32 protein-coding genes are annotated in these 25283 nt (G+C 43.1%); 11 read left to right on the forward strand and 21 right to left on the reverse strand.

What is annotated here, in order from left to right; translation table 11 throughout:
* Positions 1–20: 20 nt before the first annotated feature.
* Positions 21–650 (reverse strand): trimeric intracellular cation channel family protein, encoded by a 630-nt coding sequence (locus tag GRFL_RS14115; protein WP_083645236.1) that lies wholly within the window; start codon positions 648–650, stop codon positions 21–23.
* Between the two features lie 155 nt (positions 651–805).
* Here GRFL_RS14115 and trxB point away from each other — a divergent pair, with 155 nt between their 5' ends.
* Positions 806–1798 (forward strand): thioredoxin-disulfide reductase, encoded by a 993-nt coding sequence (gene trxB, locus GRFL_RS14120; protein WP_083645237.1) that lies wholly within the window; start codon positions 806–808, stop codon positions 1796–1798.
* A 73-nt stretch (positions 1799–1871) separates the two neighbouring features.
* Here trxB and GRFL_RS14125 read toward each other — a convergent pair whose 3' ends face one another.
* The 8 genes from GRFL_RS14125 to GRFL_RS18305 all read right to left on the reverse strand — a co-directional run bounded on the left by GRFL_RS14125 (position 1872) and on the right by GRFL_RS18305 (position 6990).
* Positions 1872–2177, reverse strand: a complete 306-nt coding sequence (locus GRFL_RS14125; RefSeq protein ID WP_083645238.1) for a hypothetical protein — start codon at positions 2175–2177, stop codon at positions 1872–1874.
* A 73-nt stretch (positions 2178–2250) separates the two neighbouring features.
* Entirely contained in the window at positions 2251–3090 is an 840-nt protein-coding gene (locus GRFL_RS14130) for a GIN domain-containing protein (RefSeq protein WP_158091616.1), read from the reverse strand.
* 53 nt (positions 3091–3143) lie between these two features.
* Entirely contained in the window at positions 3144–3299 is a 156-nt protein-coding gene (locus GRFL_RS18030; RefSeq protein ID WP_157493003.1) for a hypothetical protein, read from the reverse strand.
* A 3-nt stretch (positions 3300–3302) separates the two neighbouring features.
* Positions 3303–5072: a PspC domain-containing protein gene (locus GRFL_RS14135; protein WP_083645240.1), complete on the reverse strand. Its 1770-nt coding sequence runs from the start codon at positions 5070–5072 to the stop codon at positions 3303–3305.
* Positions 5065–5409: a PadR family transcriptional regulator gene (locus GRFL_RS14140; RefSeq protein WP_083645241.1), complete on the reverse strand. Its 345-nt coding sequence runs from the start codon at positions 5407–5409 to the stop codon at positions 5065–5067. The genes GRFL_RS14135 and GRFL_RS14140 overlap by 8 nt, the downstream gene beginning before the upstream one ends.
* A gap of 69 nt (positions 5410–5478) precedes the next feature.
* Positions 5479–6342: a DUF5694 domain-containing protein gene (locus GRFL_RS14145; RefSeq protein ID WP_083645242.1), complete on the reverse strand. Its 864-nt coding sequence runs from the start codon at positions 6340–6342 to the stop codon at positions 5479–5481.
* Positions 6339–6839 carry a DUF4870 domain-containing protein gene (locus tag GRFL_RS14150; protein WP_083645243.1) on the reverse strand — a complete coding sequence of 167 codons (501 nt, stop codon included), beginning with the start codon at positions 6837–6839 and terminating at the stop codon, positions 6339–6341. The genes GRFL_RS14145 and GRFL_RS14150 overlap by 4 nt, the downstream gene beginning before the upstream one ends.
* A gap of 25 nt (positions 6840–6864) precedes the next feature.
* On the reverse strand, positions 6865–6990 hold the full coding sequence (locus GRFL_RS18305; RefSeq protein WP_257787365.1) for a hypothetical protein: 126 nt from the start codon (positions 6988–6990) through the stop codon (positions 6865–6867).
* 159 nt (positions 6991–7149) lie between these two features.
* Here GRFL_RS18305 and GRFL_RS14155 point away from each other — a divergent pair, with 159 nt between their 5' ends.
* From GRFL_RS14155 to GRFL_RS14165, 3 genes are all read left to right on the forward strand, one after another.
* Complete coding sequence (locus GRFL_RS14155; RefSeq protein WP_083645244.1) at positions 7150–7605, forward strand: DUF4442 domain-containing protein; 456 nt, start codon at positions 7150–7152, stop codon at positions 7603–7605.
* 61 nt (positions 7606–7666) lie between these two features.
* Entirely contained in the window at positions 7667–8467 is an 801-nt protein-coding gene (locus GRFL_RS14160) for a TIGR00266 family protein (protein ID WP_083645245.1), read from the forward strand.
* A 134-nt stretch (positions 8468–8601) separates the two neighbouring features.
* Positions 8602–8799, forward strand: a complete 198-nt coding sequence (locus GRFL_RS14165) for a hypothetical protein (protein WP_083645246.1) — start codon at positions 8602–8604, stop codon at positions 8797–8799.
* Between the two features lie 28 nt (positions 8800–8827).
* Here the strand turns inward: GRFL_RS14165 and GRFL_RS14170 are convergent, their stop codons facing one another.
* From GRFL_RS14170 to GRFL_RS14205, 8 genes are all read right to left on the reverse strand, one after another.
* Positions 8828–9784, reverse strand: a complete 957-nt coding sequence (locus GRFL_RS14170) for a hydrogen peroxide-inducible genes activator (RefSeq protein WP_083645247.1) — start codon at positions 9782–9784, stop codon at positions 8828–8830.
* A 121-nt stretch (positions 9785–9905) separates the two neighbouring features.
* On the reverse strand, positions 9906–10337 hold the full coding sequence (locus tag GRFL_RS14175; protein WP_083645248.1) for a DUF2141 domain-containing protein: 432 nt from the start codon (positions 10335–10337) through the stop codon (positions 9906–9908).
* Positions 10338–10430: 93 nt separating this feature from the next.
* On the reverse strand, positions 10431–11762 hold the full coding sequence (locus tag GRFL_RS14180; protein ID WP_083645249.1) for a DUF58 domain-containing protein: 1332 nt from the start codon (positions 11760–11762) through the stop codon (positions 10431–10433).
* Entirely contained in the window at positions 11762–12760 is a 999-nt protein-coding gene (locus GRFL_RS14185) for an AAA family ATPase (RefSeq protein WP_083646153.1), read from the reverse strand. Before GRFL_RS14185 ends, GRFL_RS14180 begins: the two co-directional genes overlap by 1 nt.
* Positions 12738–13949: a DUF4350 domain-containing protein gene (locus tag GRFL_RS14190; RefSeq protein WP_083645250.1), complete on the reverse strand. Its 1212-nt coding sequence runs from the start codon at positions 13947–13949 to the stop codon at positions 12738–12740. Before GRFL_RS14190 ends, GRFL_RS14185 begins: the two co-directional genes overlap by 23 nt.
* Positions 13946–14698 (reverse strand): DUF4129 domain-containing protein, encoded by a 753-nt coding sequence (locus tag GRFL_RS14195; RefSeq protein WP_086047675.1) that lies wholly within the window; start codon positions 14696–14698, stop codon positions 13946–13948. The genes GRFL_RS14190 and GRFL_RS14195 overlap by 4 nt, the downstream gene beginning before the upstream one ends.
* A 3-nt stretch (positions 14699–14701) precedes the next feature.
* Positions 14702–15559, reverse strand: coding sequence for a hypothetical protein (locus GRFL_RS14200; protein ID WP_083645252.1), 858 nt, complete (start codon positions 15557–15559; stop codon positions 14702–14704).
* Positions 15534–16514 (reverse strand): stage II sporulation protein M, encoded by a 981-nt coding sequence (locus tag GRFL_RS14205; protein ID WP_083646155.1) that lies wholly within the window; start codon positions 16512–16514, stop codon positions 15534–15536. The genes GRFL_RS14200 and GRFL_RS14205 overlap by 26 nt, the downstream gene beginning before the upstream one ends.
* A gap of 34 nt (positions 16515–16548) precedes the next feature.
* Between GRFL_RS14205 and GRFL_RS14210 the strand changes: the two genes are divergently transcribed.
* Entirely contained in the window at positions 16549–17256 is a 708-nt protein-coding gene (locus GRFL_RS14210) for an RDD family protein (protein WP_083645253.1), read from the forward strand.
* 2 nt (positions 17257–17258) lie between these two features.
* Here GRFL_RS14210 and GRFL_RS14215 read toward each other — a convergent pair whose 3' ends face one another.
* Positions 17259–18002, reverse strand: a complete 744-nt coding sequence (locus tag GRFL_RS14215) for a peptidylprolyl isomerase (RefSeq protein WP_236995803.1) — start codon at positions 18000–18002, stop codon at positions 17259–17261.
* A 73-nt stretch (positions 18003–18075) separates the two neighbouring features.
* Between GRFL_RS14215 and GRFL_RS14220 the strand changes: the two genes are divergently transcribed.
* Positions 18076–18666: an NUDIX hydrolase gene (locus tag GRFL_RS14220; RefSeq protein WP_341475752.1), complete on the forward strand. Its 591-nt coding sequence runs from the start codon at positions 18076–18078 to the stop codon at positions 18664–18666.
* Between the two features lie 60 nt (positions 18667–18726).
* Positions 18727–19530: a lysophospholipid acyltransferase family protein gene (locus tag GRFL_RS14225; RefSeq protein WP_083645256.1), complete on the forward strand. Its 804-nt coding sequence runs from the start codon at positions 18727–18729 to the stop codon at positions 19528–19530.
* Between the two features lie 2 nt (positions 19531–19532).
* Here GRFL_RS14225 and GRFL_RS14230 read toward each other — a convergent pair whose 3' ends face one another.
* Together GRFL_RS14230 and GRFL_RS14235 are read right to left on the reverse strand one after the other, a co-directional pair.
* Positions 19533–20171 carry a hypothetical protein gene (locus GRFL_RS14230; protein ID WP_083645257.1) on the reverse strand — a complete coding sequence of 213 codons (639 nt, stop codon included), beginning with the start codon at positions 20169–20171 and terminating at the stop codon, positions 19533–19535.
* Positions 20172–20176: 5 nt separating this feature from the next.
* Positions 20177–20671, reverse strand: a complete 495-nt coding sequence (locus GRFL_RS14235; protein WP_083645258.1) for an RNA polymerase sigma factor — start codon at positions 20669–20671, stop codon at positions 20177–20179.
* Positions 20672–20796: 125 nt separating this feature from the next.
* Here GRFL_RS14235 and GRFL_RS14240 point away from each other — a divergent pair, with 125 nt between their 5' ends.
* Complete coding sequence (locus tag GRFL_RS14240; protein ID WP_083646157.1) at positions 20797–22104, forward strand: NAD(P)/FAD-dependent oxidoreductase; 1308 nt, start codon at positions 20797–20799, stop codon at positions 22102–22104.
* Positions 22105–22106: 2 nt separating this feature from the next.
* Here the strand turns inward: GRFL_RS14240 and GRFL_RS14245 are convergent, their stop codons facing one another.
* Positions 22107–22541, reverse strand: coding sequence for a hemerythrin domain-containing protein (locus GRFL_RS14245; RefSeq protein ID WP_083646159.1), 435 nt, complete (start codon positions 22539–22541; stop codon positions 22107–22109).
* Between the two features lie 183 nt (positions 22542–22724).
* Here GRFL_RS14245 and GRFL_RS14250 point away from each other — a divergent pair, with 183 nt between their 5' ends.
* Genes GRFL_RS14250 through GRFL_RS14260 form a run of 3 tightly spaced genes read left to right on the forward strand, consistent with a single transcriptional unit; the run spans position 22725 to position 25110 of the window.
* Positions 22725–24074: a 2TM domain-containing protein gene (locus GRFL_RS14250; RefSeq protein WP_083645259.1), complete on the forward strand. Its 1350-nt coding sequence runs from the start codon at positions 22725–22727 to the stop codon at positions 24072–24074.
* On the forward strand, positions 24061–24354 hold the full coding sequence (locus tag GRFL_RS14255; protein WP_083645260.1) for a 2TM domain-containing protein: 294 nt from the start codon (positions 24061–24063) through the stop codon (positions 24352–24354). The genes GRFL_RS14250 and GRFL_RS14255 overlap by 14 nt, the downstream gene beginning before the upstream one ends.
* Entirely contained in the window at positions 24355–25110 is a 756-nt protein-coding gene (locus GRFL_RS14260) for a LytR/AlgR family response regulator transcription factor (RefSeq protein WP_083645261.1), read from the forward strand.
* Positions 25111–25283 lie beyond the last annotated feature (173 nt).

A 25283-nucleotide genomic window follows, 5' to 3' on the forward strand; every position in this document is an offset into this window, starting at 1 on the left:
GGAAATGCCAGTGTTCCTCATCAGGATTTTTTCCGTGTAGGATAAAAATGAGGCAGGGTGATATGATATTTTACGGCGAGTAGCCTGATGCCGATCACCGTAAGCGAAGTGACCACGTAAATGATATCCATGGGAATGTCGTAACGGTACATGAGGACGAAAAAGAAACCACCAATGAAACAGGCAGTGGCGTAAATTTCAGCCTTGCGGAAGATGACTGGAATTTCATTACAGAGAATATCCCTTATCACCCCGCCAAAAGCACCGGTCATTCCGCCCAGAGCGATGGAGATAATGGGGGCAAGTTCATTCTGAATGCCGGTCTCAACTCCGGTAATGGTAAAAACCCCGAGGCCAATGGTATCGAAAAGGAACAGCGATTTTTTCAGGTAATCGAGCTTATTCCGGAAAACGATGGCAAAAATGGCGGAAAGAGCGATAATGTAAATGTAGAGCAGGTTTTCCATCCAAGTAACCGGCGTCTGGCCAATGAGCACATCCCGAAGGGTGCCACCACCAATCGCCGTTACGAAAGCGATGATGAAGATCCCAAAGAGGTCCAGCCTGCGGTTCATGGCTGCCAGCGCACCAGAAATAGCAAAAGCGATGGTTCCCAGGATATCCAGTATGTTGAACAAACTCATTTCCATGCTTGGCAAAGGTAATTTTATCTTTTAAATTTGATAGGAAACGAGGGTATTTCAGACAGATTTTTAGAGTTTATCAACAAATAAACGATCTTAATAACATAAGGCCCGGGTTTTTTTAAAATCTGGCTAATTTAGCAACATCAAAAAAGACAAAAATGAGCGATACTGTAGAAAGAATAAAATGTTTGATTATAGGTTCTGGTCCTGCAGGTTATACCGCGGCCATCTACGCATCAAGAGCTGATCTTAAGCCGGTAATGTACACCGGGATGGAGCCGGGAGGCCAGCTAACCACTACCACGGAAGTGGATAATTTCCCTGGATACCCGGAAGGGATCGACGGTCCCCAGATGATGATGGATCTTCAGAAGCAGGCGGAACGTTTTGGAACTGAAGTTCGCATGGGAATGGTTACAGAAGTGGATTTTTCAGAAAAAGTGGGTGGTATCCACCGCGCCTGTATCGATAATAATAAATGGGTGGAAGCTGAAACAGTGATCATCTCAACCGGTGCCACTGCCAAATATTTGGGTCTTCCGAGTGAGCAACGCCTGCGTGGTGGAGGGGTTTCGGCCTGTGCGGTTTGTGACGGATTCTTTTATAAAGGTCAGGATGTGGCGATCGTTGGGGGTGGAGATACCGCTGCCGAGGAAGCTACCTATCTCGCCAATATTTGTAATAAAGTGACCATGCTGGTTCGTAAGGACCACATGAAAGCTTCCAAAGCCATGCAGCACCGTGTGACGAATACCAAAAATATCGATCTGCGTTACAATACGGAAGTGGACGAGATCCTGGGGGACCAGGTAGTGGAAGGACTTCGAATGGTCAATAACCAGACCGGCGAAAAAGAGGAAATTCCAATCACCGGATTCTTTGTAGCTATTGGTCATAAACCGAATACCGATATTTTTAAAGGTGTTCTAAAAATGGACGATACCGGCTACCTGATCACCGATAGCAAGAGCACCAAAACCAATTTGCCGGGCGTGTTTGCTTCCGGAGATGTGCAGGACAAGATTTATCGCCAGGCGGTTACCGCTGCCGGAACAGGTTGTATGGCGGCCCTGGATGCGGAACGTTACCTTGCCGAAATCGAAAGTGAAGAAGAGATCGAAGAGGCTCAGACCAAAACCGAAGAAGTATAATTAGTTGAAGTATATATATTGAAAAAGTCCCGCATTCTGGCGGGACTTTTTTGTTTCTGGTACAGAGAAAATGCTAATTATCGGTCTTTTCCTTGACCTCGCCATCTTCGTCTATCTTCAGTTTGTATTCTTCCCCTTCGGCGGTCTCGACTTTTTTCTTGTAGTCACCATCTTCTTTCTTGATCTTGATCTGGTCGCCGTCTTTGGTTTCGATCTTGATCTTATCCCCGCCGTCCTTGATTTCCACTTTATTTTCCGGATCGTTCATCATCTGTTCCAGTTCAGTTTGCTCGTCATCGGTTTCTGAAGTATTTCTGCAGGAATTGAGGAGTGTGAGCATGAGCCCTAAAATCAGGCTGTATTTCAAAATTGCTTTCATTTTTTTCAGTTTTAAAAATTAAAATTACAGCAAAAGCGAAAGTGAGAATCTGTTTTTCAGAAAAGTTTAATAATTAGAAAAGGCCTTTGTTCTTTTCTTTTTTGGCAATTACCGCTTCATCTGCCAGTTCATTCAGTTTAATGGAAGGCTGGCCGTAGATCTCGGTCTTGCTATCTCCCTTGGCTACCAGTTCCAGTGTTTCACTAACGTTTACGGCGCTTTGGGAATTCCCCTGTGAAAGGACATTCGCCCGAACACAACTAAGGTCTTCCCCGTCAAACTTGGAGGATTGGTCAGCCCTTAGCTGAAAATCCTGAATATCTCCATCTATCCTGGCATCGGCTTTTTCATAAATATCCACCTTGAATAGCGGGGTATTTACCAATGCTTCGATTTTGGAAGACTGATTAAGCTGAAAATACACTTCCTGTGCGGTAAGATTGATCTCGGCTCGCGCGTCATCCCCGTGGATCAAATTGAAATTAGTAGCGGTAATGGTCAAAAATGCCTTGGAGTCATCTTTGGTTTCCAACTGAAAATCGTTTACATACAAGTCCTGAAGGGATTCCAGTTCGACGTCATCAGCCAGGGCAATGTTCTTGAGCGTATCAGAATACGTGATGGTAATTTCCTGTTTTTTCACCCTTTTAAAGTCTTTTGCAGGTTTGATGTAGAGCACGCCGTTCACCACTTCACTTTGGATGAGGTCAATGAGGTTATCGTCAGCCTTGACTTCCATCATAGGCCGGCCGCCCTTCAGGATCCCTACTTCAAAATCTCCGGAGACCTGGATACTGTGAAAAGGAGTGAGGTTGAATTGCTCGCTTTTTACGTTCCGGCTTCCCCGCACTTTTTCCTGGGCCTGGATAGTGCTGAAAAGAACGAGTAGGAGCAGCGGTAATTTTTTTAGCATAAAAATAGATTTACTCAAATATAAGAAAAGCCTCCGATTGGAGGCTTTTTTCATTAACATTCAAGCAGTTGCTGCTGTTCTTCGAGGTGTAGCAGGATTTCGGTCCTGGGTTTCCAATCCTCGTTTTGTGCGGTTGATGAGTTTTCTGACTCATGTCCAAAGAAAATCCCCATGATTAAACTTAATAAAAGGTTGATTAGTGAACTCATGGTCTATGGATTTATAATGGTACTGTCCTGCTGAACCGCCGGCGCATTTTGCTGGCGTGTAGCGGTTGAATCTACTTCCCCTCTTGCGGGTGTATTGTCAAAATCATCTGAAAAATCGGTATCCTGTGACTGTTCCTGTTCTTCCCAGGAGTTATCATCGCTATCCCCTTCATCTTCCTCCATCCAGGTATCTTCCGGGCAATCCCCGCAGAATGCCTCATTTTCCCTGATCTCCAGGTAATGTTCTTCCTGGCCTGAAACCAGGATATCGTTATAATAACTGGAATTCATGTGAAACCTCCCGGTATTCTCATCGGCATACAATATGCTCCCTTCCGGAAGGAATAGGGTAACCTGTACTTCCTGGTCACGGAATTTATTCTTCACATTAGTGGAGAAGAAGTTATCCAGCAGGAGTTCATTTCCAACAAAGCTGGTATTGTAAATGATGTCTTCCGCACGGTCACGGGCATCCTGGTAGTTTTTACCTTCGGCTTTTTTAATGATCTCCAGTTTCCCCACCGAATCTTTGGTAGATTTAATGATCAGCCTGATATCATTGCTGAAGAGAAGCGGGTTCCCTTGTTCATCTTTCTTAATCACGAAGGGGAAGTTGTCACCTCTCCAGGAATGGCGATAATAGGAATCAGACTCGTCCATTCTCAAATGAAGTGTATCTGTTACTGTTATCGAGAGTTTTTCGGTCTGTACCACTTCTGCATCAAAAGCCCTGTTGGTAGCCTGGCTAATTCCGATTACTGTAAGACCAATAACTGCCAGTAGCCAAAGCCCAAGAAGTGATAATAGCGCAATTCGACCAATAGACTTCAGGTTTCGAACGAGTATCTTCAGTCCAAGAATGAACAGGAAGAAAAACGGAATCCCGACAGCCAGGAAGGAGAGCAGGGAGATGACCCATAGCGGCGCACCGGTCACCATCATGTCTACATAATCGGTCCACGGGGCATCTACAATTCCGAAGGTTCCCACCACGAAAAAAGCGATGAATAAGCCTATGATCACGCTTCCTGCGGTTAGCAACAACATGACGCCAATGAATTTTACGATAAGTTTCAGACAGAACTTGATAGCGTTACCAAGGTTTGTAGCTGCAGAGCTGGCGCCGGCACGTGCTTTGTTGCCGTATTTCTCATAGTCTACACTTTTTATACTATCTGAAACCTCCTGAAAACCCTCGCGAATCTTTTTTTCGATATTGCTTACGTTTACCTCCTCTCCGCGCATTGAAAGCTTATCAGCTGTGGTTTTTGCTTCCGGAACAAAGATCCAGAAGGCGATATAGATCAAAATGAAAGCCCCGCTGGAGAAAATGGTGAGCAGCACCCACAGAATTCGCACCCAGATGGCTTCAATACCCAAATAATGCCCAAGGCCAGATGAAACCCCTCCTACATAACCATGTTCGGTATCTCTGAAAAGTTGCTTCCCGGTAGAGCGACTGGAATTGCTGCTTGTTCTGGCTTTAGGACCATCCTCAAAGATCTCCTCATCCACCATGTAATCTTCCGGTTGCCCCATTACGGCGATGACTTCTTCCACCTCTTTCATACCAATTACCTGGCGGGTATCCTGAACTTTTTCATTGAATAATTCAGCAATACGAGCCTCAATATCTGAGATGATCTCGTCCCGACCCTGCGTCTCCGAAAAGGATCGTTTAATGGTCTCCAGGTAACGTTGGAGCCTGGCGTAGGCATCTTCATCTATATGAAAGAAAATACCGGCTAAATTTATATTAACTGTCTTATTCATGATTTTTCTTTTTTTGAGAGGTTACGATGTTTACTGCAGATTGTAATTCATCCCAGGTTCCAGTAAGTTCCCTGAGAAATATTTTCCCGGTTTCTGTAAGCCCATAGTATTTTCTAGGCGGCCCACTGGTAGATTCTTCCCAGCGATAGGAGAGAAGTCCGGCGTTTTTGAGCCTGGTTAGCAAAGGGTAAATCGTGCCCTCAACCACCAGTAACTTTGCGTCTTTAAGCGTGTCCAGAATTTCTGCGACGTAGGCGTCTTCGTCTCTTAAAATCGAGAGAATGCAGTATTCCAGAACACCCTTGCGCATCTGAGCTTTGGTATTTTCAATCTTCATGTTGTTTGTTTTTGGGTGTAATTGAACTGTTCATTTTTTGATTGATTAATTGATGATTATTGATGATGGTTAATTGATGTATGTTAATGGATCGATGATCTCGTAATTTGGATTATTTTCCAGTAGGTCCTTCAACACCCCGATATGTGCCTGTCCCATTTGCAGGTAGATTCTCCTGGCACCGGTTTCCAGCTGGGTATTCAGGATGTTGGAATAGATCTTCAGGTTTCGGTTATAAAATAAACTAATGTATTCTGCCCCCGCATACTGCTTTTCAGTTTGATCCAGTTGGTGGTAACCAATTCCATTTTCGTCCCATTCTCCATTTTGGACATACGCAGGCAAATTAAAAATGAGTCGGTGTGTAAGTTCCAGCATTTCCGGCTTATTGATCTCCCTGGTAAAATCATACAGCGACAGACTGTCCTGCTGAACCAGTTTTCCCATCGGCCTGGCTTTCTGCTGAAGCAATTTCAGCTGTTCTTCGAACTTCTCGTAATGTACACCAGACTTCAGAAGCGATTGCAAGGTGGAATTATCGAAATCAATTCCGTAGATATGCTGAAGTTTTAAAGCCTTTCCCAATCTGAAGCCCACCTGGTAGGTTTCGCCCGAACCATACTCGAAATCCTCTAATTTCAGCTTGTCCTTCTTATAGAGGTTAAAGAGACTGTCACACCATTTTTGTTGCTCGGGTGCAAGTTCTACCATGATCATTTCAGGATCAAAATTTTGGATACTGGAAGTGAGCTGTTCAATGGACTCCTGCTTAGCCGGGCTGAACATACTGGCCTGTTCACTTCCGTCATCCAGTTGCCCCCAGTGGGCATAACCCACCAGCATGATCTGGATCTTGTCATTTGGTTGCTGGGCTTGTGATGAAAAGCCCAGCATGCCAAATACGATGAGTGTTATGATGACTGTTGATTTCATGCTGTTTCTTCTTTGGTATGATCTACAGAAATTGATGACGAACCCAGGAAATTGATGCTTAGTGGATACTTGTATGGTTTTCCGTCGCTGGCATTCATTGCCGCCATGATCACAGCAAAAATTTCCAGTACGAATAAGCCTAATAGCAGTAATCCCAACACCACGATAATGATGAAAAAAGGAAGTGCATCTGAAAAACTGTCTACTTCGAAATGGTGATCATGGAAGATCCAAAGATGGTCCATAGTCATGCTCACCCCAAAATAGAAAAAGGTGGCAGCGCCTACCGCCAAAAGAAAAACAGTGTATAAAAAAGTGCTAATCTGGAAGTTCAACGCATTTCTACCGTGTTGATCCACAAACGGATACTGTTTTTTCGCCAGCCATAAGAGCATGGGAAATAGAAAGTTCCCCAGGGGAAAAAAGTACTTGGTAAAGACCGATAGATGGAGGACGGCTGCAAGGGTTTTATTCTGATTGATGATTTGTGTGGTCATTAGATGGTTCTTTAAAAGGATAATACTATAGAAAAATGGCGCTGAGAAACAATATGTAAATGAGGCTGATGGCCAGGTACATTTTCATTTTCTGAACTTTTAAATGCGCTTCTGGAAGCGCAACTGTTTGAATGTGAGATGATTTTTTCATGATGTAATTGATTGATGATTTCTATAACCTATTAGGTTCTTATGCAAATATATATCTAAAAGAAGGTATTATGCAAAACAAAGTACTTAAATTTAACATTTAATTAAGATTTAGAGATTTCGGAATTCTTAGTAATTTAGAGGAGCCTAAAAAACATATATGAAATTCACAGCATCCAAGATCAACCAGTTCGTAATGCTCAAATTGCCAAGCGCATGGTTATGCGGTGTACGCGTAAAAGCCATAGATAATACCGAGTGTGAGGTAGGTGTTACGCATCGCTGGATCAATCAGAACCCTTTTCGTTCCATGTATTTTGCAGTCCAGGCTATGGCAGCGGAACTAAGCACCGGGGCCCTGGTAATGTCGAAAATACAACAGGAGGGAAAGCAGATTTCGATGCTCGTGGCTCAGAATAAATCGGTTTTTAAAAAGAAAGCCACCGGAAAGATCAGGTTCAAATGTTATGATGGCCAGAAGATCACCGAAGCCGTGCAAAAAACTATACAAACCGGGCAGGGGCAAACCTGTTGGATGACTTCCATAGGTACCAATTCTGATGGGGTTGAAGTATCGGTTTTTGAATTCGAATGGACCGTTAAATTGAAATCCTGATGTAACAAATCTCCATTTTCAGTAACCTATAATAAATCATTTGTCAATCAAAACCACGAAAATGAATGCACACGAAATAGATTACGAGATATTTGGGGAAGAAATGCAGTATGTCGAACTGGAACTGGACCCTCAGGAAGCAGCGATCGCCGAAGCGGGTAATTTTATGATGATGGACGACGGCATCAGGATGGATACCATCTTTGGTGACGGTTCTAAACAGGATGAAGGTTTTCTCGGTAAGATACTGGGTGCTGGAAAACGCCTGCTTACCGGTGAAAGTCTTTTTATGACGGTATTTTCCAATATTGGTTCCGGAAAAAAGAAGATCAGCTTTGCCTCGCCGTACCCCGGAAAGATTATTCCTATTGACCTTACTCGTTTCAACGGTAAGTTCATTTGCCAGAAGGATGCATTTCTCTGTGCAGCGAAAGGAGTTTCCATTGGTATCGAGTTTAGCAGGAAACTGGGAAGAGGATTTTTTGGAGGTGAAGGTTTCATCATGCAGAAAGTTGAGGGAGATGGGATGGCTTTTGTCCATGCCGGCGGAACTATGGCAAAAAAAGAACTAGCTCCGGGCGAACGCCTTCGGGTAGATACGGGTTGTATCATCGGGTTTACGCAAACCGTGGATTATGATATTGAATTTGTTGGTGGTATTCGGAATACGATCTTTGGTGGAGAAGGTTTATTCTTCGCCACGCTTACCGGTCCTGGAACGGTTTATATCCAGTCCCTGCCATTTAGCCGACTTGCGAACAGGGTGTTACAGGCGGCTCCCCAGTGCGGAGGTAAAGATAAGGGCGAGGGCAGTATTTTAGGAGGTTTAGGCGATATCATCAGCGGGGATAATCGATTTTAATATGTTAAAATAGTTTCTGAAAACAGCACTTTTGAGGATAATTCGCTATATTACAACATCCGAAAAATCTGTTTGCCTATTGTAAACTTCTACGCATTTATCAACCTAACTTTAACTTAAATCAGTATCAAATTATGGCGAGAGCGATGTTTGAATACACCAAAATTGTACTTGACAAGGTCAGTTTTGATGCAAACTTGTTCTGCAAAGAGGTTAAAAAGGCAATTCAACGTTTATTACCTCATGAAATTGAGGAATTAAGACTTTGGATTATCGCACTAACCAGGCAGAATCCAGAATTAAATCAATGTTTAATTTATTTAAATACTTAAAAAAAGCGGCTTTTTAGCCGCTTTTTAATTAATGAGAAAGTTCTTTTTGACGTTTTAGAGGGCTGATGATCTGCACGTTCTGAAAGGTGATCGCGCCTTTGACCACGCCGGCAATAGTACTTCTTATTGCCTCAATAATCTGCATCTTCAGTTCGCTGCGATTGTAAATAAGACTTACTTCCCTGGCCGGTACCGGATCTTTGAACATTTTCAGATTTTTTTTCTCACTCTCGTGCAGGTCCAGCGTATGCAGGTAAGGCAACAAGGTCATGCCGAGACCTTCGTTGGCCAGTTTCACAAGTGTTTCAAAACTACCGCTTTCTAACTGAAGCTGATCTTCATCATATTCTCGAGAAGCTTTGCAAAGGTTGATGATACCATCTTTAAAACAATGCCCGTCCTCCAGTAATAGCAATTCGTTGATATCCAAGTCGTTCACTTCCAGCTTTCCCATGCCGGATAAAGGGTGATTTTCGGGAATATAGGCTACAAACGGTTCATAATATAGAGCGTTTTCTTTAATACCTTCGATTTTTAACGGAGTTGCCGCTATGGCTGCATCTAAATGACCTTCCTTTAATTTTTCGAGGATCGCTTCGGTATGTAGTTCTTCAATCTTAAGTTTGACCTTCGGATATTTTTTCATGAAATGCCCAATAAACATCGGGAGTAGTGTGGGCATTACCGTGGGAATCACTCCCAGCCTGAAAACTCCTCCTATAAATCCTTTCTGTTGGTCTACGATATCCTGTATACGATCGCTTTCATTCACAATATTCCGTGCCTGCTGAACGATCTTTTCGCCCACCTCTGTCAACTGTATCGGTTTTTTGGACCGGTCAAAAATGGTTACTTCCAGTTCTTCTTCCAGTTTCTGGATCTGCATGCTCAATGTAGGCTGGGTTACAAAAACCTTTTGGGCGGCTTTCGTAAAGTTCTTATGTTCTGCTACCGCAAGGACATAGTGGAGTTGGGTAATAGTCATGTAGTCACAATTTATAGTGCAAATTTAAATAGATTTTTCTTATATGATTAAAATTTTAAGTTTGTTTTATCTATAAAAAAATGGCCGCTGATACCAGCGGCCATTTGTGAGGAATTAATTTTTATAACCTGATCTCCATTTCCAGTTTTTCCTGGTGAAAATCAAATTTACAGTCTTCCCAGTTTGGTGGGCCATAAGACATTGCATTACCGCTGCCTCCATAGTCTTCCAGAGGCATTCCGTTGGCATCGAAATCCATTTGTTTATTGCCATTTTTGTCGTGATACAGAACGATGGCGTAAGTGCCTTCAGGAACATTTTCAAAGGTAGCCTCTGCAACACCGTTTTCGATTTTAGACATAGCGTGGAACTTGGGTGCGTGGCTTAGAAAATTATCTTTTTGGTATAAAGCCAGTAAGACTTCCCCTTGGTCGCTGGATACATTAGGGATGCTGACGTGAATAGTCCCGGGTTTCAGGGAGTCGTTGGTTTCGGATTGAGCAAAGAGTACAGATCCTGTTAAAAAGGCAAGGAGTAAGGCGATTGTTTTCATAATGGTAAGTTTTAAATTCCTTTCAAACCTACGCCTGCTTTACCTGATTTTTAAAAAGCATTGACCGAATTGTCAATTTTTGCTGCTGAATTGTTACAATAAGCCTCGCGCCTTGATTTCAAGGTATTTGTTAATGCTGGAAGTGCTGAGATCTTTTGGTTTGGTAAGAACGGCCTGTATTCCGTGTTTCTGAAGTTCTGAAAGCATCAGTTTTTTGTCCTGCACGAATTGTTCGGCCATGACCTGATGGGCACTTTCGGTAAGATTGTTGGCAGGTTCTTCAGTTAATTTAAGCACTTCGGTATTTTCAAAAAAGATCACTACCAATAAATGTTTTTTAGCGATGGCTTTAAGATAAGGCAATTGGCGTTTTAAAGACGAAATATGCTCAAAATTGGTATATAGCATTAAAAGGCTTCGGTTGGGAACCCTTTTCCGGATCCTGGAATACAAGAAGCCGAAATCACTATCCAGGAAATCGGTTTTCAAATTGTAAAGCAGTTCCATGATCTGGTTGAGCTGGGAATAGCGGGAATTGGCTTTCAGGAAAAGGTCCAGATTTTTAGAAAAAGCCATGAATCCCACGCGATCCTTTTTCTTCAGGGCTACATTCGAAAAAGCCAGGCTGCTGTTAATGGCATAATCCAGCAGGCTCAAGCCTTCAAAAGGCATTTTCATAAGTCGGCCGCCATCAATAATAGAATAGACCGGTTGTGCTTTTTCATCCTGGAACTGGTTGACCATCAGTCTGGAATGTTTCGCAGAAGCTTTCCAGTTAATGGTACGAACATCGTCGCCGCGAACATATTCCTTGATTTGTTCAAACTCCATGGTATGACCAATCCGCCTGATTTTTTTCAGGCCATACTGTGGGACCTTCCGGTCACTAGCCAGGAAATCCAGTTTTTTCATCTGGATGAAGGACGGGTAAACTTTTACTTCCTGATCTTTATTGAAAACATAACGTCTTTTCACCAGTTTCAGGAATGTAGCTGCGAAAACGTTCATATTCCCAAAAATATACACACCGCGCTGCACCGGTCTTAAAAGGTATTCGAACTGGTACGCTCCCCGGGCTGGTAACAGGAACTTTTTCAGGAAATCCCTTTTCTGAAACTGTACCGGGATCTCATCGATAACTTCCGTTGAAATGGGGAAATTATAGCGATTCCTAATGCTCACCTGAACGATGTTTTCATCAGAATTAGAGAATTTTTCCGGTAGAATTCTTTCCGCAATCATTCCATTTTCCCGGTAGAGTAGGACGATCTCGGCCAATAGGATCACAACCAGGGCAGCGGTTAAGATCCAGGTTACAGGATATAACGGGCTGAACCAGAATGAAACCAAAAAGAGCAGCGAAATGCCGAATAGGGCGTAAAACAGCCTGGAACTTAAATATAATGATCGCAGGAATTTCAGCACTAGCGTGGGATTTCAACAGATTGGCGAATCATTTCAATAACTGACGCGCTCGTCATTCCTTCCATTTCACGGTCAGGTGAAATAATTAAGCGATGACCCATGACAGGAACCAGGGCTTTTTGAATGTCTTCCGGTTTTACAAAATCCCGGCCGTCTATTGCCGCAAAAGCCTTGGAAGCACGCATTACGGCAATCGATGCCCGCGGACTCGCACCCAGGTACAAATGCGGATGATTACGCGTTTTATGAACGATCTCGGCAATATATGACAGAAGTTTTTCTTCGATTACAATTTCGTGGATCTGGATTCTTAATTCTTCCAGTTTTGCCGGACTGAGAACTGCTTCGATCTCGCTTTCCGGCAGTCTGCCTTTGCGTTCATGATGTGACTGTAGAATCCTGATCTCATCTTCAAGAGCCGGATAGGGCACTTCAATTTTGAAGATAAAACGGTCCAGTTGCGCTTCCGGAAGTGCGTAAGTCCCTTCCTGCTCAATGGGGTTTTGGGTAGCCAGTACCATAAAAGGAGGTTTCATTTCATAGCGTTTGCCATCGATCGTTACCTGTCGTTCTTCCATCACTTCAAAAAGTGCTGCCTGGGTTTTAGCGGGAGCACGATTGATCTCGTCGATCAGAATGATGTTGGAAAAAATAGGACCGGCTTTAAATTCAAATTCAGCTGATTTTGCGTTGAAAACGGAAGTTCCCAATACATCACTCGGCATTAGATCTGGCGTGAACTGTATCCTGCTAAAATCGGTTTGCAGGCAGCGAGCAAAGAGTTTCGCCGTGACCGTCTTGGCAACTCCCGGAACCCCTTCGATCAGCACGTGGCCGTTGGAAAGAAGTCCGGCGATCAGTAATTCCACAAAGGTTTCCTGGCCCACGATCACCTGTGAAAGTTGAGCTTTTAACTGGGAGACCGAATTTTTCAGATCTTCCAGCGGAATTCGGTTCTGGAAATCCAGGTTTTCGTTATCGTTGGTTTGATTTTCCATAATTGTTTTTAAAGGCATTAATGCTTCGGCTCAGTTTCAGAAAAGCCTCTTTATCGTTTCTTTTCTCCTGCTGAAAGCTATTGATTAATTCTACTAACTCTTTGGTGTCTTCCTGGGAATTTCCACTTCTGGCAGCCAGGACTTTCACTCTGTCTGAAGCATTTACGCTTGAAATATCGAGCTTTAAATGACTCCGTAAATATTCCATGAATAATTTTATCTTATTGATTCCTAGCCGATAAAAAGACTTGTCTTCAATAAAAAGTTCACCTATGGTTTGGGTGTATTCATACGAGCGATTTTGAAGCGGAAGCTTTACCGGGATGGCGCGTTGTTTTCTTTTTCCTTCAAATAAAATGAACAGGATCGCCGAAATGAGTATAAAATAATAAGCCCATTTCAGGGAGCGATTATTCAGCAAAATATAGAGCGGGGAAGTATAAAAACTTTTACCGCTTTTATAATAAGCGTCCCAAAGTATATTTTTTCCGCGGAAATAACTCAGCAGGTTTTCCACATAGATTTTATTTTCCCCTTTCAGCATAAAGAAATTGCTGAATGCTTCCGGTGTACTGTGAAGAAATACCTGGCCCTTACCGAAGGGGACTTTCAGAAAATTCACTCGTTTTCGGCCTTTTCCGGGATCCAAATTTCCGAGAACCGTATGCTTGAGTGTATCAAATTTGGTAAAATAAAAACTGCTCACTTCGTAATCAAAAAACCCGTCTTCCGGAAGCGCTAGTGAAGGATTGACCAGGTTGACTTGTGGTTTCGACTTAAATTCAAAATTTTCAGCAAGGTATGACGCGGCTGTGCGTATTCCCAAGGTATCTTCCAGGGCCTGTCCAAAACCGTGGGAACTGATCATGAGTTGATTCCCGTTGGCCACCCAGGAAAGAAGCTGTTCCATTTCACTTTTATCAAAGTTCACTACATTGTTCAGAAAGAAATAGGTGCCGGAATCAGGCTGTTTTTCCAGGTATTCATAAGGTGGTACTTCAATTTTTCTGATCGATGGATCCTGATTTTTCCAATTTTCATAAAAAAGATACGTTCCGAGAGGAATCTTGTCATTTGCCGAATAACTTTCACTCCAGTTGATGGGTTCGGGTTCATTCGCTTCCAGCCATACAAGCCCTGCCAGTAGCAGGAAAAAGACACCGAGCGCTATTTTATAGGTCTTGCTCATGCCGCGGTATTCTTAATTATTTGGTCCATCTTCTGAAAACTGCGCTGGGCGACCTCAAAGTCGGCTTCTGAGACCTGAAATCCACCGTACCAGATGAATTCATAAAAGCGTGTATTCTGCAAAAACTGTTGTTTCACGAGTTCATCTTCGATTTCAGCAGCGTATTCCATATTGGTCTTCTGAAATTCATATACAATCATCTTCAGGTCATCCAATTTCCGAAGTTGCGCGAGGTAATAATAACGAACGGCTAATCGATAATGCTGCTCTGCAACAGCTCGCTGAATCAATTGATCCAAATCTTCATTTTTGACGAGCTGTTCCTCATCGTTCAAAAGTACGCCTGGCGTACCCTGGTTCCTGGAATAATTACGAGCCGGGTTGAGTTTGGTAAACAACCAGATGATGAGGGCTACCAGTATACCTATCAGCAAATAAGGCAGTAATTGAATTATAAATGCCAGGAATGAGCCCGGGGAATAACTGCCAAATAACCAATTAACCAGTCGCTGATACTGTTTGTTCAGCCAGTTTTTGAACCGGGACCACCAGCTTTCTGTTGTTTGGTGATCGATATAGGAAAAATCTGGGTCATCTTTCAGTTTTTCGAAATACGATTCGTCGAACCTGAGCGGCATTGCCTGCGAGCTGTCCATCAGTACCTTCCTTTCGTCCACCAGTGTATCACTTTCCTGAGAAAAATTCAGAAAAGGCAGCAATAGCAGGAAAAGGAATAACAGCTTTTTCAAGAATTAGTCTTTCTTTCCGAGGTTTTGAATGGTTTCGTAAGTTCCTGTAAAATGTTTCTTTTCATTCAAATGGAAATACACAAAAGCAAAACCAATGGGAGTGATTCCGTAGATTATATACTGGATCATCGAGGAAATGATGTTCATAATGATGTAACCAGTATCGAACATGGAGCTGGGATCAGCAAGAGTGCCTTCCTGAAAAACGGTCATCGTTTTGATGATGAAATAAATGATCGTAGGAATTTGGAACACGAGGCCAACGATATACACAATGATGCTGATAACGATAATGCTCCCGAAAGTAGCCCACCAGTTATTTTTAACCAGTTCAAAACAATCTGAAATGGCGTCGAAAACCGATTTGTTCCGGAAAACAATGATGGCTGGCGCCAGGCTAAGTGGTACGGCCACATAAATACCAGGGATCAGCAGTAATAAAAATCCGAAAAACACCAGCAAACCGGAGATTACTGAAATGGCGAGCAGGTTGCCGAAATCGCTTTTCACCCCGGAATACACCTCCTGCGGAATGATTTGTCCTTCATGAGAAATATAGGATCGAATACTGTGGTAAATGGTCCCGGTAAGCGCGGCGTAATAAACCAGGTAAGTGATCAGTAAAATAGCGGTTGCCAGCAATGCCGTTCCACCGCTGAACATTGATTGAACCCCAATACTGCCAACGGTCTGGAAAGAATAGAATGCCAGGCTCAATAGCAATAATGCGAGTGCAGGCCCGGTTGTCTTAAGGAGTACGCCAAACAGCGCTTTATAATTTTCTCTTAGAAATTTAAACGTGGCGCTAAGAATTTCTCCCAGTTCCCGTTCTTTTTTAAACCTGATAGGTTCTTTGGTCATTTTCGGTTCTTTTATGTAAATAAATCGGGTAATAAACGTAATAAAAAAGTATCAGCATTAACGAACTGCTGATGATTAATATCGCGAGCCAGTCTGGCATCGAGGTCATTCTGGTTACAAAGCCTTCCAGGAAACCTGCTACGATAAAAAATGGGATGGTGCTCATGACGATTTTGAGTCCGTCTTTAATGGCCATCATAAACGATTTTAACCGGGAATAGGTACCTGGGAAAAGTATTCCGCGGCCCACGACGAGACCAGCACAGCCGGCGATGATGATGACAGAAATTTCGATAGTTCCGTGAATCCAGATCGTTCTGGCAGATTCCCAAAGCAAACCTTTATCGTAAAAGAAATACTGAAAACTGCCAAGCATCACGGCATTTTGCATCAGTAAATAAACGCTGCCAAGCCCTGCCAGTACGCCAAAGGAAAAGGTCGTTAAAGCGACCCTGATATTGTTGATTGTGATTCCCAGGAACATATCAGTTTGCGCGGCCTGTTTATAGACAGCCATAGGATCCTGGTTGGCAATATTTTCCAAAGTCATGTTCACATATGCATCGCCAAGGATCGAACGAACGAAAGCTCCGTTGGTGGCGGCGCTGTATGCACCAATAAGGGTAAACAGGGCAAAAATGGCAAAACTCAGCCATAACTGGTGGCGAAAGCGGTAAAAATGAAGTGGAAACTCTTTGGTGTAAAATTTTACGAACCTATTTCCAGATTCTTTTTTGTTCTTATAGATCTTTTGGTGCGCTGCGGAAGCAAGACCGTTCAGGTAAGCAACGGTATTACTGCCAGAATAATAGGTTTTAGCGTAACTCAGGTCGTCGCTCAATTCAATATAGATCCCTGAAAGTTCTTCCGGAGCAATGCGATTTTTATTCTGAAGGATGCTTTCATACTTCCCCCATTTATCCTTATTTTGCCTCACAAAAGCCGCTTCGCGCATTGTTTTTTGATTAATACTCAAAGAAACATATTTCATGGATAACTTTCAAATCGAGACTGCTCAAAATATCAGTATCGAACAAAACATTGCCGGGATAGGGGAACGCATCCTCGCATTCATCGTAGACGCCACTATTATTGCGGCCTATTTTATCATTGCTATGGTTGTAATGGGGGCGGTTGGCGAAAGTTCCACCATGATCATGTACATGGTACTGGGTTTACCGGCTTTACTGTATTTCATCCTTTGGGAAAGTTTATGGAATGGAAAAACACCTGGCAAAGCCTTACTCCAGATTCAGGTTGTTCGAAAGGATGGGAGCAGGCCTTCCTTTTCCAATTATCTCGTGCGCTGGTTGCTTAGGATTATTGATATCAGCCTGAGCAGTGGAGCAGTGGCGGTGGTGTGTATTCTCTTCAACGGAAAAGGGCAGCGACTTGGCGATATTGCGGCCGGAACCACGGTGATCAATCTGCGTAGGAAGTATAGTATTTCCAGTACTCTGATGACTGAAGTCAGTAAGAATTATGTTCCGAAATATCCTCAGGTTACCGTGTTGAGCGATAAGGATATTCAGGAAGTGAAAGCTCTCTATACTCGTGCCCGTAGCCGCAACGAACACCATATAATTCTGAATTTAAGCGACAGGCTGGCTGAAGTTCTCGATGTTCGTTTTGAAGAACGCCCAATGGAATTCGTGAAACGGGTGATCGACGATTACAATTATTACACGCAGCAATGATCCTAGTCTAAAATCTCGATATCCATATGAATGTCCCGAATTGGCCATTCTGATTCTCCTGTTTTAACCTGGCTGATCTTCTCGGCCACATCCATTCCGGAAACTACGCGTCCCAGCACAGTATGCTCATCATTGAGGTGAGGCGTTCCGTTTTTGGCCATTACAATAAAGAATTCAAATGGAGATGAAGCCTTACTGATGTTTTGTTCAGCATATTTCGCCATGGAGAAGGCTCCATAAGAGTGGGTATGCCCTGGTTCCAGCTCGTTCGGGATGAGATAGTCTCCTACCTGTCCGCGCATGGTAGCAGTCGACTGGCTGTCTGAATTCCCACCCTGTATCACAAATCCGGGAGCTACTCGGTGAAATACTGTATCGTCAAAATAGCCATTTTTGACCAGCATGATAAAATTGGCCCGGTGAAGGGGGGTGTCCCGGTAAAGCTGAACGTCTATATTTCCATATTCGGTTTTGATCCTGATTCGGGTTTCCGGGTTTTCTTTACCATATTTTGTAAGAGTTGGAATCAGCTCTTCCTGAGCGATCGGGAACATGGGGTTTTTTTCAATTTTGGTCACTTCATGTTCCTCTTTTAACTCTGCTTTTCGAGCTTTGAAAAGACTGTCCCGGTAGTGCTGAATTGAATCCTGTTTTCGCTGCTCAGCCCGTTCTTTTGCGGTAAGTTCAGGCTCTTTTTTTGAAGAAGATTCCTTATCTTCACAGCTTGCGAAAATGAAAAGAAGCATAAAAACGATTAGGTAGCGATTTATAAGCATGAGGTTTGAAGATTTTAAGAATGCAGTTCCAAAATTAAAAAAAATGCCACTTCCGGGAGAACAAGCCCAACTAAAACTGGCTCCCATGATGCGGATTGAGGAACTGAAGTCTATAGATATTGCCAGAAGAAACCCGAATGAAGCCGCAGTTATGGCGGTTTTTTATCCGGATGCCGGGGAAACGAACTTTGTATTGATTCTTCGGAAAACCTATAAAGGCGTGCATTACAACCAAGTAGGATTTCCCGGCGGGAGGGTGGAAGCAGAAGACCAGGACCTTTCCCATACGGCCCTGAGAGAAACTGAAGAAGAGGTTGGCATCCCGAGACATCAGATCCAGGTGCTTCGCGCCTTAACCAGGTTGTACATCCCGCCTTCCAATTTTTGGGTATATCCGTTCCTTGGGATAATGGAAGAAAAACCGGCACTGGTTCCGCAGGAAACAGAAGTGGAGGAGATCCTTGAGGTGCGCCTTGCCGATTTTTTAAGTGATGCGACTCTGGTGGAACAGCGATTAACCACGTCCTACGCAACCAATATTAATGTTCCTGCTTACAAACTGAACGAACAGATCGTTTGGGGGGCGACTGGAATGATGCTGAGTGAAATTCGAGAAATGTTAAGGAAAGTTTAAAATTTAAACAAATTCATATATTTGCCGACTTGTATAGGTAGGGTATAAACAAGCAGAAAAATGGGATTATTCAAAAAGAATCCTTTTGGTCATTATTTAATCTTAAAAAAGTGGTTGATCCGGGTTTTCGGAGTGCTGACTCACCGGCGCTATCGCGGATTCAACGAACTGCAAATTGAAGGTTCAGAAATCATAAAAAATCTTCCTGCAACCAATGTTTTATTTGTCTCGAACCATCAAACCTATTTCGCCGATGTCACGGCCATGTTCCACGTTTTCAACGCCAGTTTGAGCGGACGAGTGGATAGCATTAAAAACATTGGCTACATCTGGCAACCTAAAATGAATATTTATTACGTTGCGGCAAAGGAGACGATGAAAGCAGGACTTTTGGCTCGTATCATGGCCTATGCCGGAGCAGTCACCGTGGAGCGTACCTGGAGAGAGAAAGGCAAATCAATAAAACGCGAAGTGAACCCTAACGATACGGAAAACATCGGGAAGGCGCTGGACGATGGCTGGGTGATCACCTTTCCGCAGGGAACAACCAAACCTTTCAAACCTATTCGGAAGGGAACTGCGCATATCATCAAGAATCATAAACCGCTTGTGATCCCGATCGTTATTGATGGCTTCCGACGATCTTTTGACAAAAAAGGACTGCGTATCAAAAAGCGGGGAATTCTGCAGAGTTTCCAGATCAAACCGCCTTTGGAGATCGATTATGAAAATGACTCTATTGAAGAGATCGTGGAAAAACTGGAATTTGCGATTGAGCAGCACCCAAGTTTCCTGAAAGTGATCCCTACGGAAGAGATCAAGGCCATGGAAGAACTGAACGAACAGCGCCGCTGGGGCTACTAAAATTACATTTCTAGTTTCTTGAGTTCCCGGTAATTTCTCTGAAGTCTTTTCAGTAAAATTCCGTAGATCAGGCGGTAAATACACCAAACGATCAGCAGGAACACGCCTAAAATCAAGATGATCGCCCCGATGAACAGTAGCCACTGGTTGGTTTCAAACTGCATATTGCTTCCTGGTTCCGCGGTCATGGTTTGCATATGGTGGCGAATGACCAGGAATAAGCCTACCAGGAACGAAATGCCGCTGGAAATCAGTACGAAAGCGATGTAGAATTTAACGGTTTTACGCGTTTTCAAGATGTCTTCCATCAATTTCTTTGCAGTGGCATTGGCCGAAATTCGACGATAGTTCGTGTAGAATTTATAGATAAAATAAAAGGTGATCGCGTAACTGATAATGTAGACGACAATCGAAAATTCGGTCATATCAAATTCCCGCATCTTTTCCCAGTACTCATCATCGGCGAGCACCAGGTTTAGAATCGTTCCCAGAAGGAATTCAAGTATACTGATGATGAATATCCATTTAACGATGGAAGAACTGCGCTTCCATAGCATTTTGTATATTTCGTCATAGGAGAGATGGGGCAGGGTCTTGTCCTGCTTTTTCCAATCCTTTTTTAACAGATCTAATTCATCCATGTGTCCTACGGATTAATAATGTTCTTTAGTTTTGTTTTCACCCTGTTCATTTTCACTCGTGCGTTCACCTCAGTAATTCCGAGGGTTTCAGCTATTTCGGCATAATTTCGATCTTCCAAGTACAGAAAGACCAGGGCCTTGTCAATATCATTCAGTTGCTTGATCGCGTCGTACATCAGTTTCAGGTTCTGTTCAATTTGCCCGTCATATTCTTCTGCTTTGATCCTGAAATGCACCGTATCATAATCCTGCGTTTTAATGTTGCGTTTTTTCTTTCGATACAGCGTGATGGCCGTGTTCAGCGCTACCCTGTACATCCAGGTACTAAATTTGGAATCTCCCCGGAACTTTGGGTAAGCTTTCCAGAGCTGAATCGTGATCTCCTGGAAAAGATCATTGTGCGAGTCCTGATCATCTGTATAGATCCGGCAAATCTTATGCGCAATGTTCTGATGTTTTTCCAGTTTTTTTACGAACTGATGTTCTAATTCTTTATTCACAATTCTTCTGGTTGGCCTTAATAGGTAGTGAATTTTCCTACTATGTTACAAAAAACTTTAATTTAAAGTTAATCGCTCGTTCAGCGCGTAACGAATTGGTAAATTTGATTAAAACCAACCTTTTTATGAATATCCCAAGCACCGAATTACCGAGAATCGTAATAATTGGAGGAGGTTTTGCCGGAATGGCACTGGCCCGCAAACTACTCAAAGAAGACGTCCAGATGGTTTTACTGGATCGGCATAACTACCATACTTTTCAACCGTTGTTATACCAGGTTTCCACCTCGGGTCTTGAGCCAGATTCCATTGCCTATCCACTTCGGAAGATCACGCGCAACAGTAAGAACTGTTTTTTTCGAATGGCCGAAGTAAAATCGATCGAAGCAGAAACCAATACCATTCATACCAATATCGGGGAACTGATATATGATTACCTGGTGATCGCGACGGGATCGAAGACCAATTTCTTCGGAAATGACAGCATCGAGGAAAACGGGATGTGGATGAAAACCGTTCCGCAGGCATTGAATATTCGGAGTTTGATCCTGGAAAATCTCGAACAGGCCACGATTACGGAGGATCCTGAAGAGCGGAAAGCGCTTCTGAATTTTGTACTCGCCGGAGCCGGGCCAACGGGTGTGGAGTTGAGTGGAGCCATCGCCGAACTTCGGAATAATATCCTTCCGAAGGATTATCCAGACCTGAATCCCGCCGAAATGAACATTCACTTACTGGAGGGCATGGATCGTGTTTTGCCGCCAATGAGTGAACAGGCCTCTCGAAAAGCACAAAAGTTTCTGGAAGAACTGGGTGTTAAAATTCACCTGAATACGATGGTAAAGAATTATGACGGCCACCTGGTGACCACGAATACCGATCTTGCCATCAAGAGTGAAACCTTTATCTGGTCTGCCGGAGTGACCGGGGCGCCGGTAAAAGGTCTGAATGCCTCAGCAATGGTAGAAAAAGCCAATCGTTACGAAGTAAACGTTTTCAACCAGGTGAATGGCTACGACACGGTTTTTGCTATTGGAGATATTGCTCTTATGAAAACAGAGGAGTACCCAAAAGGACATCCCATGGTTGCCCAACCCGCTATCCAGCAGGGGAAACATCTTGCAAAAAATTTAAAAAAGCTGATCAAAGGAGAGAAACTGGAACCTTTTGAATATTTTGATAAAGGAACCATGGCCACAGTTGGTCGCAACCGGGCCGTGGTTGATCTTCATAAATGGAAATTCTCCGGCTTTTTCGCCTGGTTCGTCTGGATGTTCATTCACCTTTGGTTCCTTATTGGTTTCAGAAACAGGATCGTGACCTTCTTTAACTGGACGTATAACTATATCAATTTTGATAAAGCGGCACGCCTCATCATCAGGCCCTTTAAGGGGCATGAAAAAAGCATGGAGATCGAGAGGGATAAGGTGTAAATTTACCTGTTCTCCTTAATGTATTTATTGTAATCGCTCGCCAGGCTGGTCTTTTGGTTCTCTGTAAGAGCTTTACCGGCCATCTGGAAAACTTCCTGTTCTTCTTCATCTAAATGATGGATCAACTGGTGTTCCAGGTCTTTGGCGATCTTCAGCCAATTAGAAGCATCCATTTCGGTGTCTTCCAGCTGCTCTACCAGCTCATCCATTTCATGGTGTTCTGCAACACTGTGACGTGCCTTTTCCTGTGTAAGATCCTTCTGAATAAGCGGCACATAGAAGAAACGCTCTTCCGCGTCAGCATGAATCTCCAGTTCGTGCTTTAATATTTTGAAAAGTTTTTTTCGCTCCTCGGTATCTCCGTGTGTTTCAATAAGTTTTTGTATCAAATCACGCTGGATCTCATGTTCCTGGCGCAATGCTTCAAAAATGGTCATAGTAATAGTTTCTTGATTAGCTTTCAAGATATTCATTTTAATGTTAAAGATTTTTTAATTTTCGGAAAGGAAATCAACAATTGCGGTTTTGTAGAACGATTCAGTACGAGATTTTGACAATTCAGTAAAGCCTTTTTTCCGAAGCCTGAAAATTAATTCACATTCGCAGTACAATTGAAGCTCATGAAATTTATCCTGAAAATATTGAAAATCAGTTTAGTCGTTTCGCTGGTCGTCATCGCGCTGGACACGACATTCAACGGTTTTCGTTACCATAAAATGCTGGAACCTGCCTATTGGGGCACTTATTTTTTCTATTCATTCGTCATAACTTTTCTAAACAGTCTGTTTTTCTGGCAATATGGAAAAAGAGTAGGATGGGAGAACGCCAATTTGAAGAAGGTGGCCATGGCCAGTTTTGGCTCCATCGTTTTGACGCTTTCCGGTTTTTTCTTTTGCAGGCTGGTAGACAAAACCATTTTCAATAATCAGGCACTGGATGATTTTCTAGCGGAAGAAAGCATCAGCTATTATTTTTTTCCGTTGTTGTTTACCACGATCGTCGCGCTGGGATTTCACCTGTTCTACTTTTATAAAGCACTTCAGGACAAAAAGGTTAAGGAGCAGAAGATCATTGCCGGGACTGCTTCGGCCAAATTCGATGCCTTGAAAAATCAGCTGGATCCTCATTTTCTGTTTAACAGCTTAAATGTTCTGAGTTCCCTGATAGAAGAAAACCCAGCTATGGCGCAGCGATTTACCAGTTCTCTTTCTAAAATTTATCGCTATGTTTTGGAGCAGAAGAATAAAGAACTGGTGAGCCTGGAAGAGGAGATCAAATTTGCCAGAACTTATTCAGAATTACTCAAAGTGCGTTTCGAGGAAGGACTGATCTTTGAAATTCCTGATCAAATCAAAAATCCGGAAGCCAAAATCGTTCCCCTTTCCCTGCAGTTACTGCTCGAAAATACGATCAAACACAACCAGGTATCTGCCCAGTCGCCCTTAAGAATCCGCATTATGGAAGAAGAAGGTCAGCTAATCATTGCCAATAATCTCCAGCCGAAGGAAATTCTTAAAAAAGGGAGCGGAGTAGGCCTGGCCAATATTAAAGCCCGCTACGACCTGGTGACGCACCGGCAGGTAACGATTACCACAACTGCCACCGAATTTAAAGTGGCATTACCACTACTAACTAAAATCACTATTATGGAAGCACCAAGCATTCAGGATCAGTACGAAGCTGATTCTTATCTAAGAGCTAAGGAAATGGTTAAAAATCAACGTGCATTTTACGGAAACCTTACCGCTTACTGCATCATTATTCCAGCCCTGGCAATCATCAATTTTCTAACTACCAGCTTTTACTGGTTCTTCTTCCCAATGCTGGGTTGGGGGCTGGGATTGCTATTCCACGGGATGGCCGCTTTCGAATGGAGCCCATTCCTAGGTAAAGACTGGGAACGTCGCAAGATCGAAGAGATCATTAAAAAAGAAAAATTTCAAAATCATACAGGTCATGGAAAAAACTAATCAGAAATATCTGGAAGCCCAGAAACGCGTCAAAGAATTGCGGGAATTCTATAATCATCTTTTTACCTTCATCGTAATCAACATCTTGTTAGCCGGTATTAATTACTACACGAATGAATGGGCTTATCCCTGGTTTCTCTGGGCAACTTTCGGCTGGGGAATAGGTCTGGCTTTTGACGCCATGAAAACCTTTAGGTTGAATCCAGTATTCAATAAAGAATGGGAAGAGCGCAAGATCCGGGAATATATGGAAAAAGACAATCAAAAGCGCTGGGAATAGATGACTGCAATTATAATTGAAGACGAAAGACCCGCGGCCAGAAGACTGCAGCGCATGCTAGGCAGGATCGGTCTGGAAACCGATGTTATGTTACACTCGGTTGCAGAAGCGGTGAACTGGCTTTCGGCCAATAAGGATCCCGATCTCATTTTCCTGGATATCCAGCTGAGCGACGGGGTTTCTTTTGAAATTTTTGAACACGTAAAAGTCCAGAGCGCGATTATTTTTACCACCGCCTACGACGAATATGCGTTGCAGGCCTTTAAAGTAAATAGTATAGATTACCTGCTGAAACCTATTGATGAAGAAGAACTGAAAGCGGCTATCGAAAAATACCAGACCAATTTCGAAAAACGGAGTGAGCAGGTAGAAGTGGGAAAACTTCAGGAACTACTGGGATTGAAATCTTCTAAAACCTATCGTAACCGTTTCACTGCACAGGTTGGCCAGCATTTGAAACTGATCAATACTTCGGAAATTTCCTGTTTTTATTCAGAAAATAAAGCTACTTACATTCAGAGCCAGGGCGGCCGGAATTACCTGTTAGATCAATCTCTGGAAAATTTGGAGAAAGAGCTGGATCCTGAAGTTTTCTTCCGTGTAAGCCGAAAACACATCATCAACATCAGGGCGATCGAAGACATTATTTCGTATACTAATTCCCGACTGGAATTAAAGCTGGCAGGTCACACAGATTCCCAGGTTATCGTAAGCCGGGAACGGGTTAAAGACTTCAAAACCTGGCTGGAACACTGATAAAAACTGTTAAAATAGCACTTCTCTAAAACCGGGGATCAGAACTCTACGTATATCTAGATACAAATACCTATTTGTAAAACTTTTTTGGTCAGATTGACGATTTGAGTTTTTGATTTTTTTGGTTGGTTAAACGTCTGAAGTGGCAACCTCCCCCCGGAGAGTCCTTCGGG

The organism is Christiangramia flava JLT2011 (assembly GCF_001951155.1).
In the GTDB taxonomy this organism is placed as follows: domain Bacteria; phylum Bacteroidota; class Bacteroidia; order Flavobacteriales; family Flavobacteriaceae; genus Christiangramia; species Christiangramia flava.

Bases quoted from the DNA above. Each gene is read 5' to 3' on its own strand.
- GRFL_RS14115 (WP_083645236.1), bottom strand. From the start codon at position 650: ATGGAAATGAGTTTGTTCAACATACTGGATATCCTGGGAACCATCGCT.
- trxB (WP_083645237.1), top strand. From the start codon at position 806: ATGAGCGATACTGTAGAAAGAATAAAATGTTTGATTATAGGTTCTGGT.
- GRFL_RS14125 (WP_083645238.1), bottom strand. From the start codon at position 2,177: ATGAAAGCAATTTTGAAATACAGCCTGATTTTAGGGCTCATGCTCACA.
- GRFL_RS14130 (WP_158091616.1), bottom strand. From the start codon at position 3,090: ATGCTAAAAAAATTACCGCTGCTCCTACTCGTTCTTTTCAGCACTATC.
- GRFL_RS18030 (WP_157493003.1), bottom strand. From the start codon at position 3,299: ATGAGTTCACTAATCAACCTTTTATTAAGTTTAATCATGGGGATTTTC.
- GRFL_RS14135 (WP_083645240.1), bottom strand. From the start codon at position 5,072: ATGAATAAGACAGTTAATATAAATTTAGCCGGTATTTTCTTTCATATA.
- GRFL_RS14140 (WP_083645241.1), bottom strand. From the start codon at position 5,409: ATGAAGATTGAAAATACCAAAGCTCAGATGCGCAAGGGTGTTCTGGAA.
- GRFL_RS14145 (WP_083645242.1), bottom strand. From the start codon at position 6,342: ATGAAATCAACAGTCATCATAACACTCATCGTATTTGGCATGCTGGGC.
- GRFL_RS14150 (WP_083645243.1), bottom strand. From the start codon at position 6,839: ATGACCACACAAATCATCAATCAGAATAAAACCCTTGCAGCCGTCCTC.
- GRFL_RS18305 (WP_257787365.1), bottom strand. From the start codon at position 6,990: ATGAAAAAATCATCTCACATTCAAACAGTTGCGCTTCCAGAAGCGCAT.
- GRFL_RS14155 (WP_083645244.1), top strand. From the start codon at position 7,150: ATGAAATTCACAGCATCCAAGATCAACCAGTTCGTAATGCTCAAATTG.
- GRFL_RS14160 (WP_083645245.1), top strand. From the start codon at position 7,667: ATGAATGCACACGAAATAGATTACGAGATATTTGGGGAAGAAATGCAG.
- GRFL_RS14165 (WP_083645246.1), top strand. From the start codon at position 8,602: ATGGCGAGAGCGATGTTTGAATACACCAAAATTGTACTTGACAAGGTC.
- GRFL_RS14170 (WP_083645247.1), bottom strand. From the start codon at position 9,784: ATGACTATTACCCAACTCCACTATGTCCTTGCGGTAGCAGAACATAAG.
- GRFL_RS14175 (WP_083645248.1), bottom strand. From the start codon at position 10,337: ATGAAAACAATCGCCTTACTCCTTGCCTTTTTAACAGGATCTGTACTC.
- GRFL_RS14185 (WP_083646153.1), bottom strand. From the start codon at position 12,760: ATGGAAAATCAAACCAACGATAACGAAAACCTGGATTTCCAGAACCGA.
- GRFL_RS14190 (WP_083645250.1), bottom strand. From the start codon at position 13,949: ATGAGCAAGACCTATAAAATAGCGCTCGGTGTCTTTTTCCTGCTACTG.
- GRFL_RS14200 (WP_083645252.1), bottom strand. From the start codon at position 15,559: ATGACCAAAGAACCTATCAGGTTTAAAAAAGAACGGGAACTGGGAGAA.
- GRFL_RS14205 (WP_083646155.1), bottom strand. From the start codon at position 16,514: ATGCGCGAAGCGGCTTTTGTGAGGCAAAATAAGGATAAATGGGGGAAG.
- GRFL_RS14210 (WP_083645253.1), top strand. From the start codon at position 16,549: ATGGATAACTTTCAAATCGAGACTGCTCAAAATATCAGTATCGAACAA.
- GRFL_RS14215 (WP_236995803.1), bottom strand. From the start codon at position 18,002: ATGCTTCTTTTCATTTTCGCAAGCTGTGAAGATAAGGAATCTTCTTCA.
- GRFL_RS14220 (WP_341475752.1), top strand. From the start codon at position 18,076: ATGCCACTTCCGGGAGAACAAGCCCAACTAAAACTGGCTCCCATGATG.
- GRFL_RS14225 (WP_083645256.1), top strand. From the start codon at position 18,727: ATGGGATTATTCAAAAAGAATCCTTTTGGTCATTATTTAATCTTAAAA.
- GRFL_RS14230 (WP_083645257.1), bottom strand. From the start codon at position 20,171: ATGGATGAATTAGATCTGTTAAAAAAGGATTGGAAAAAGCAGGACAAG.
- GRFL_RS14240 (WP_083646157.1), top strand. From the start codon at position 20,797: ATGAATATCCCAAGCACCGAATTACCGAGAATCGTAATAATTGGAGGA.
- GRFL_RS14245 (WP_083646159.1), bottom strand. From the start codon at position 22,541: ATGACCATTTTTGAAGCATTGCGCCAGGAACATGAGATCCAGCGTGAT.
- GRFL_RS14250 (WP_083645259.1), top strand. From the start codon at position 22,725: ATGAAATTTATCCTGAAAATATTGAAAATCAGTTTAGTCGTTTCGCTG.
- GRFL_RS14255 (WP_083645260.1), top strand. From the start codon at position 24,061: ATGGAAAAAACTAATCAGAAATATCTGGAAGCCCAGAAACGCGTCAAA.
- GRFL_RS14260 (WP_083645261.1), top strand. From the start codon at position 24,355: ATGACTGCAATTATAATTGAAGACGAAAGACCCGCGGCCAGAAGACTG.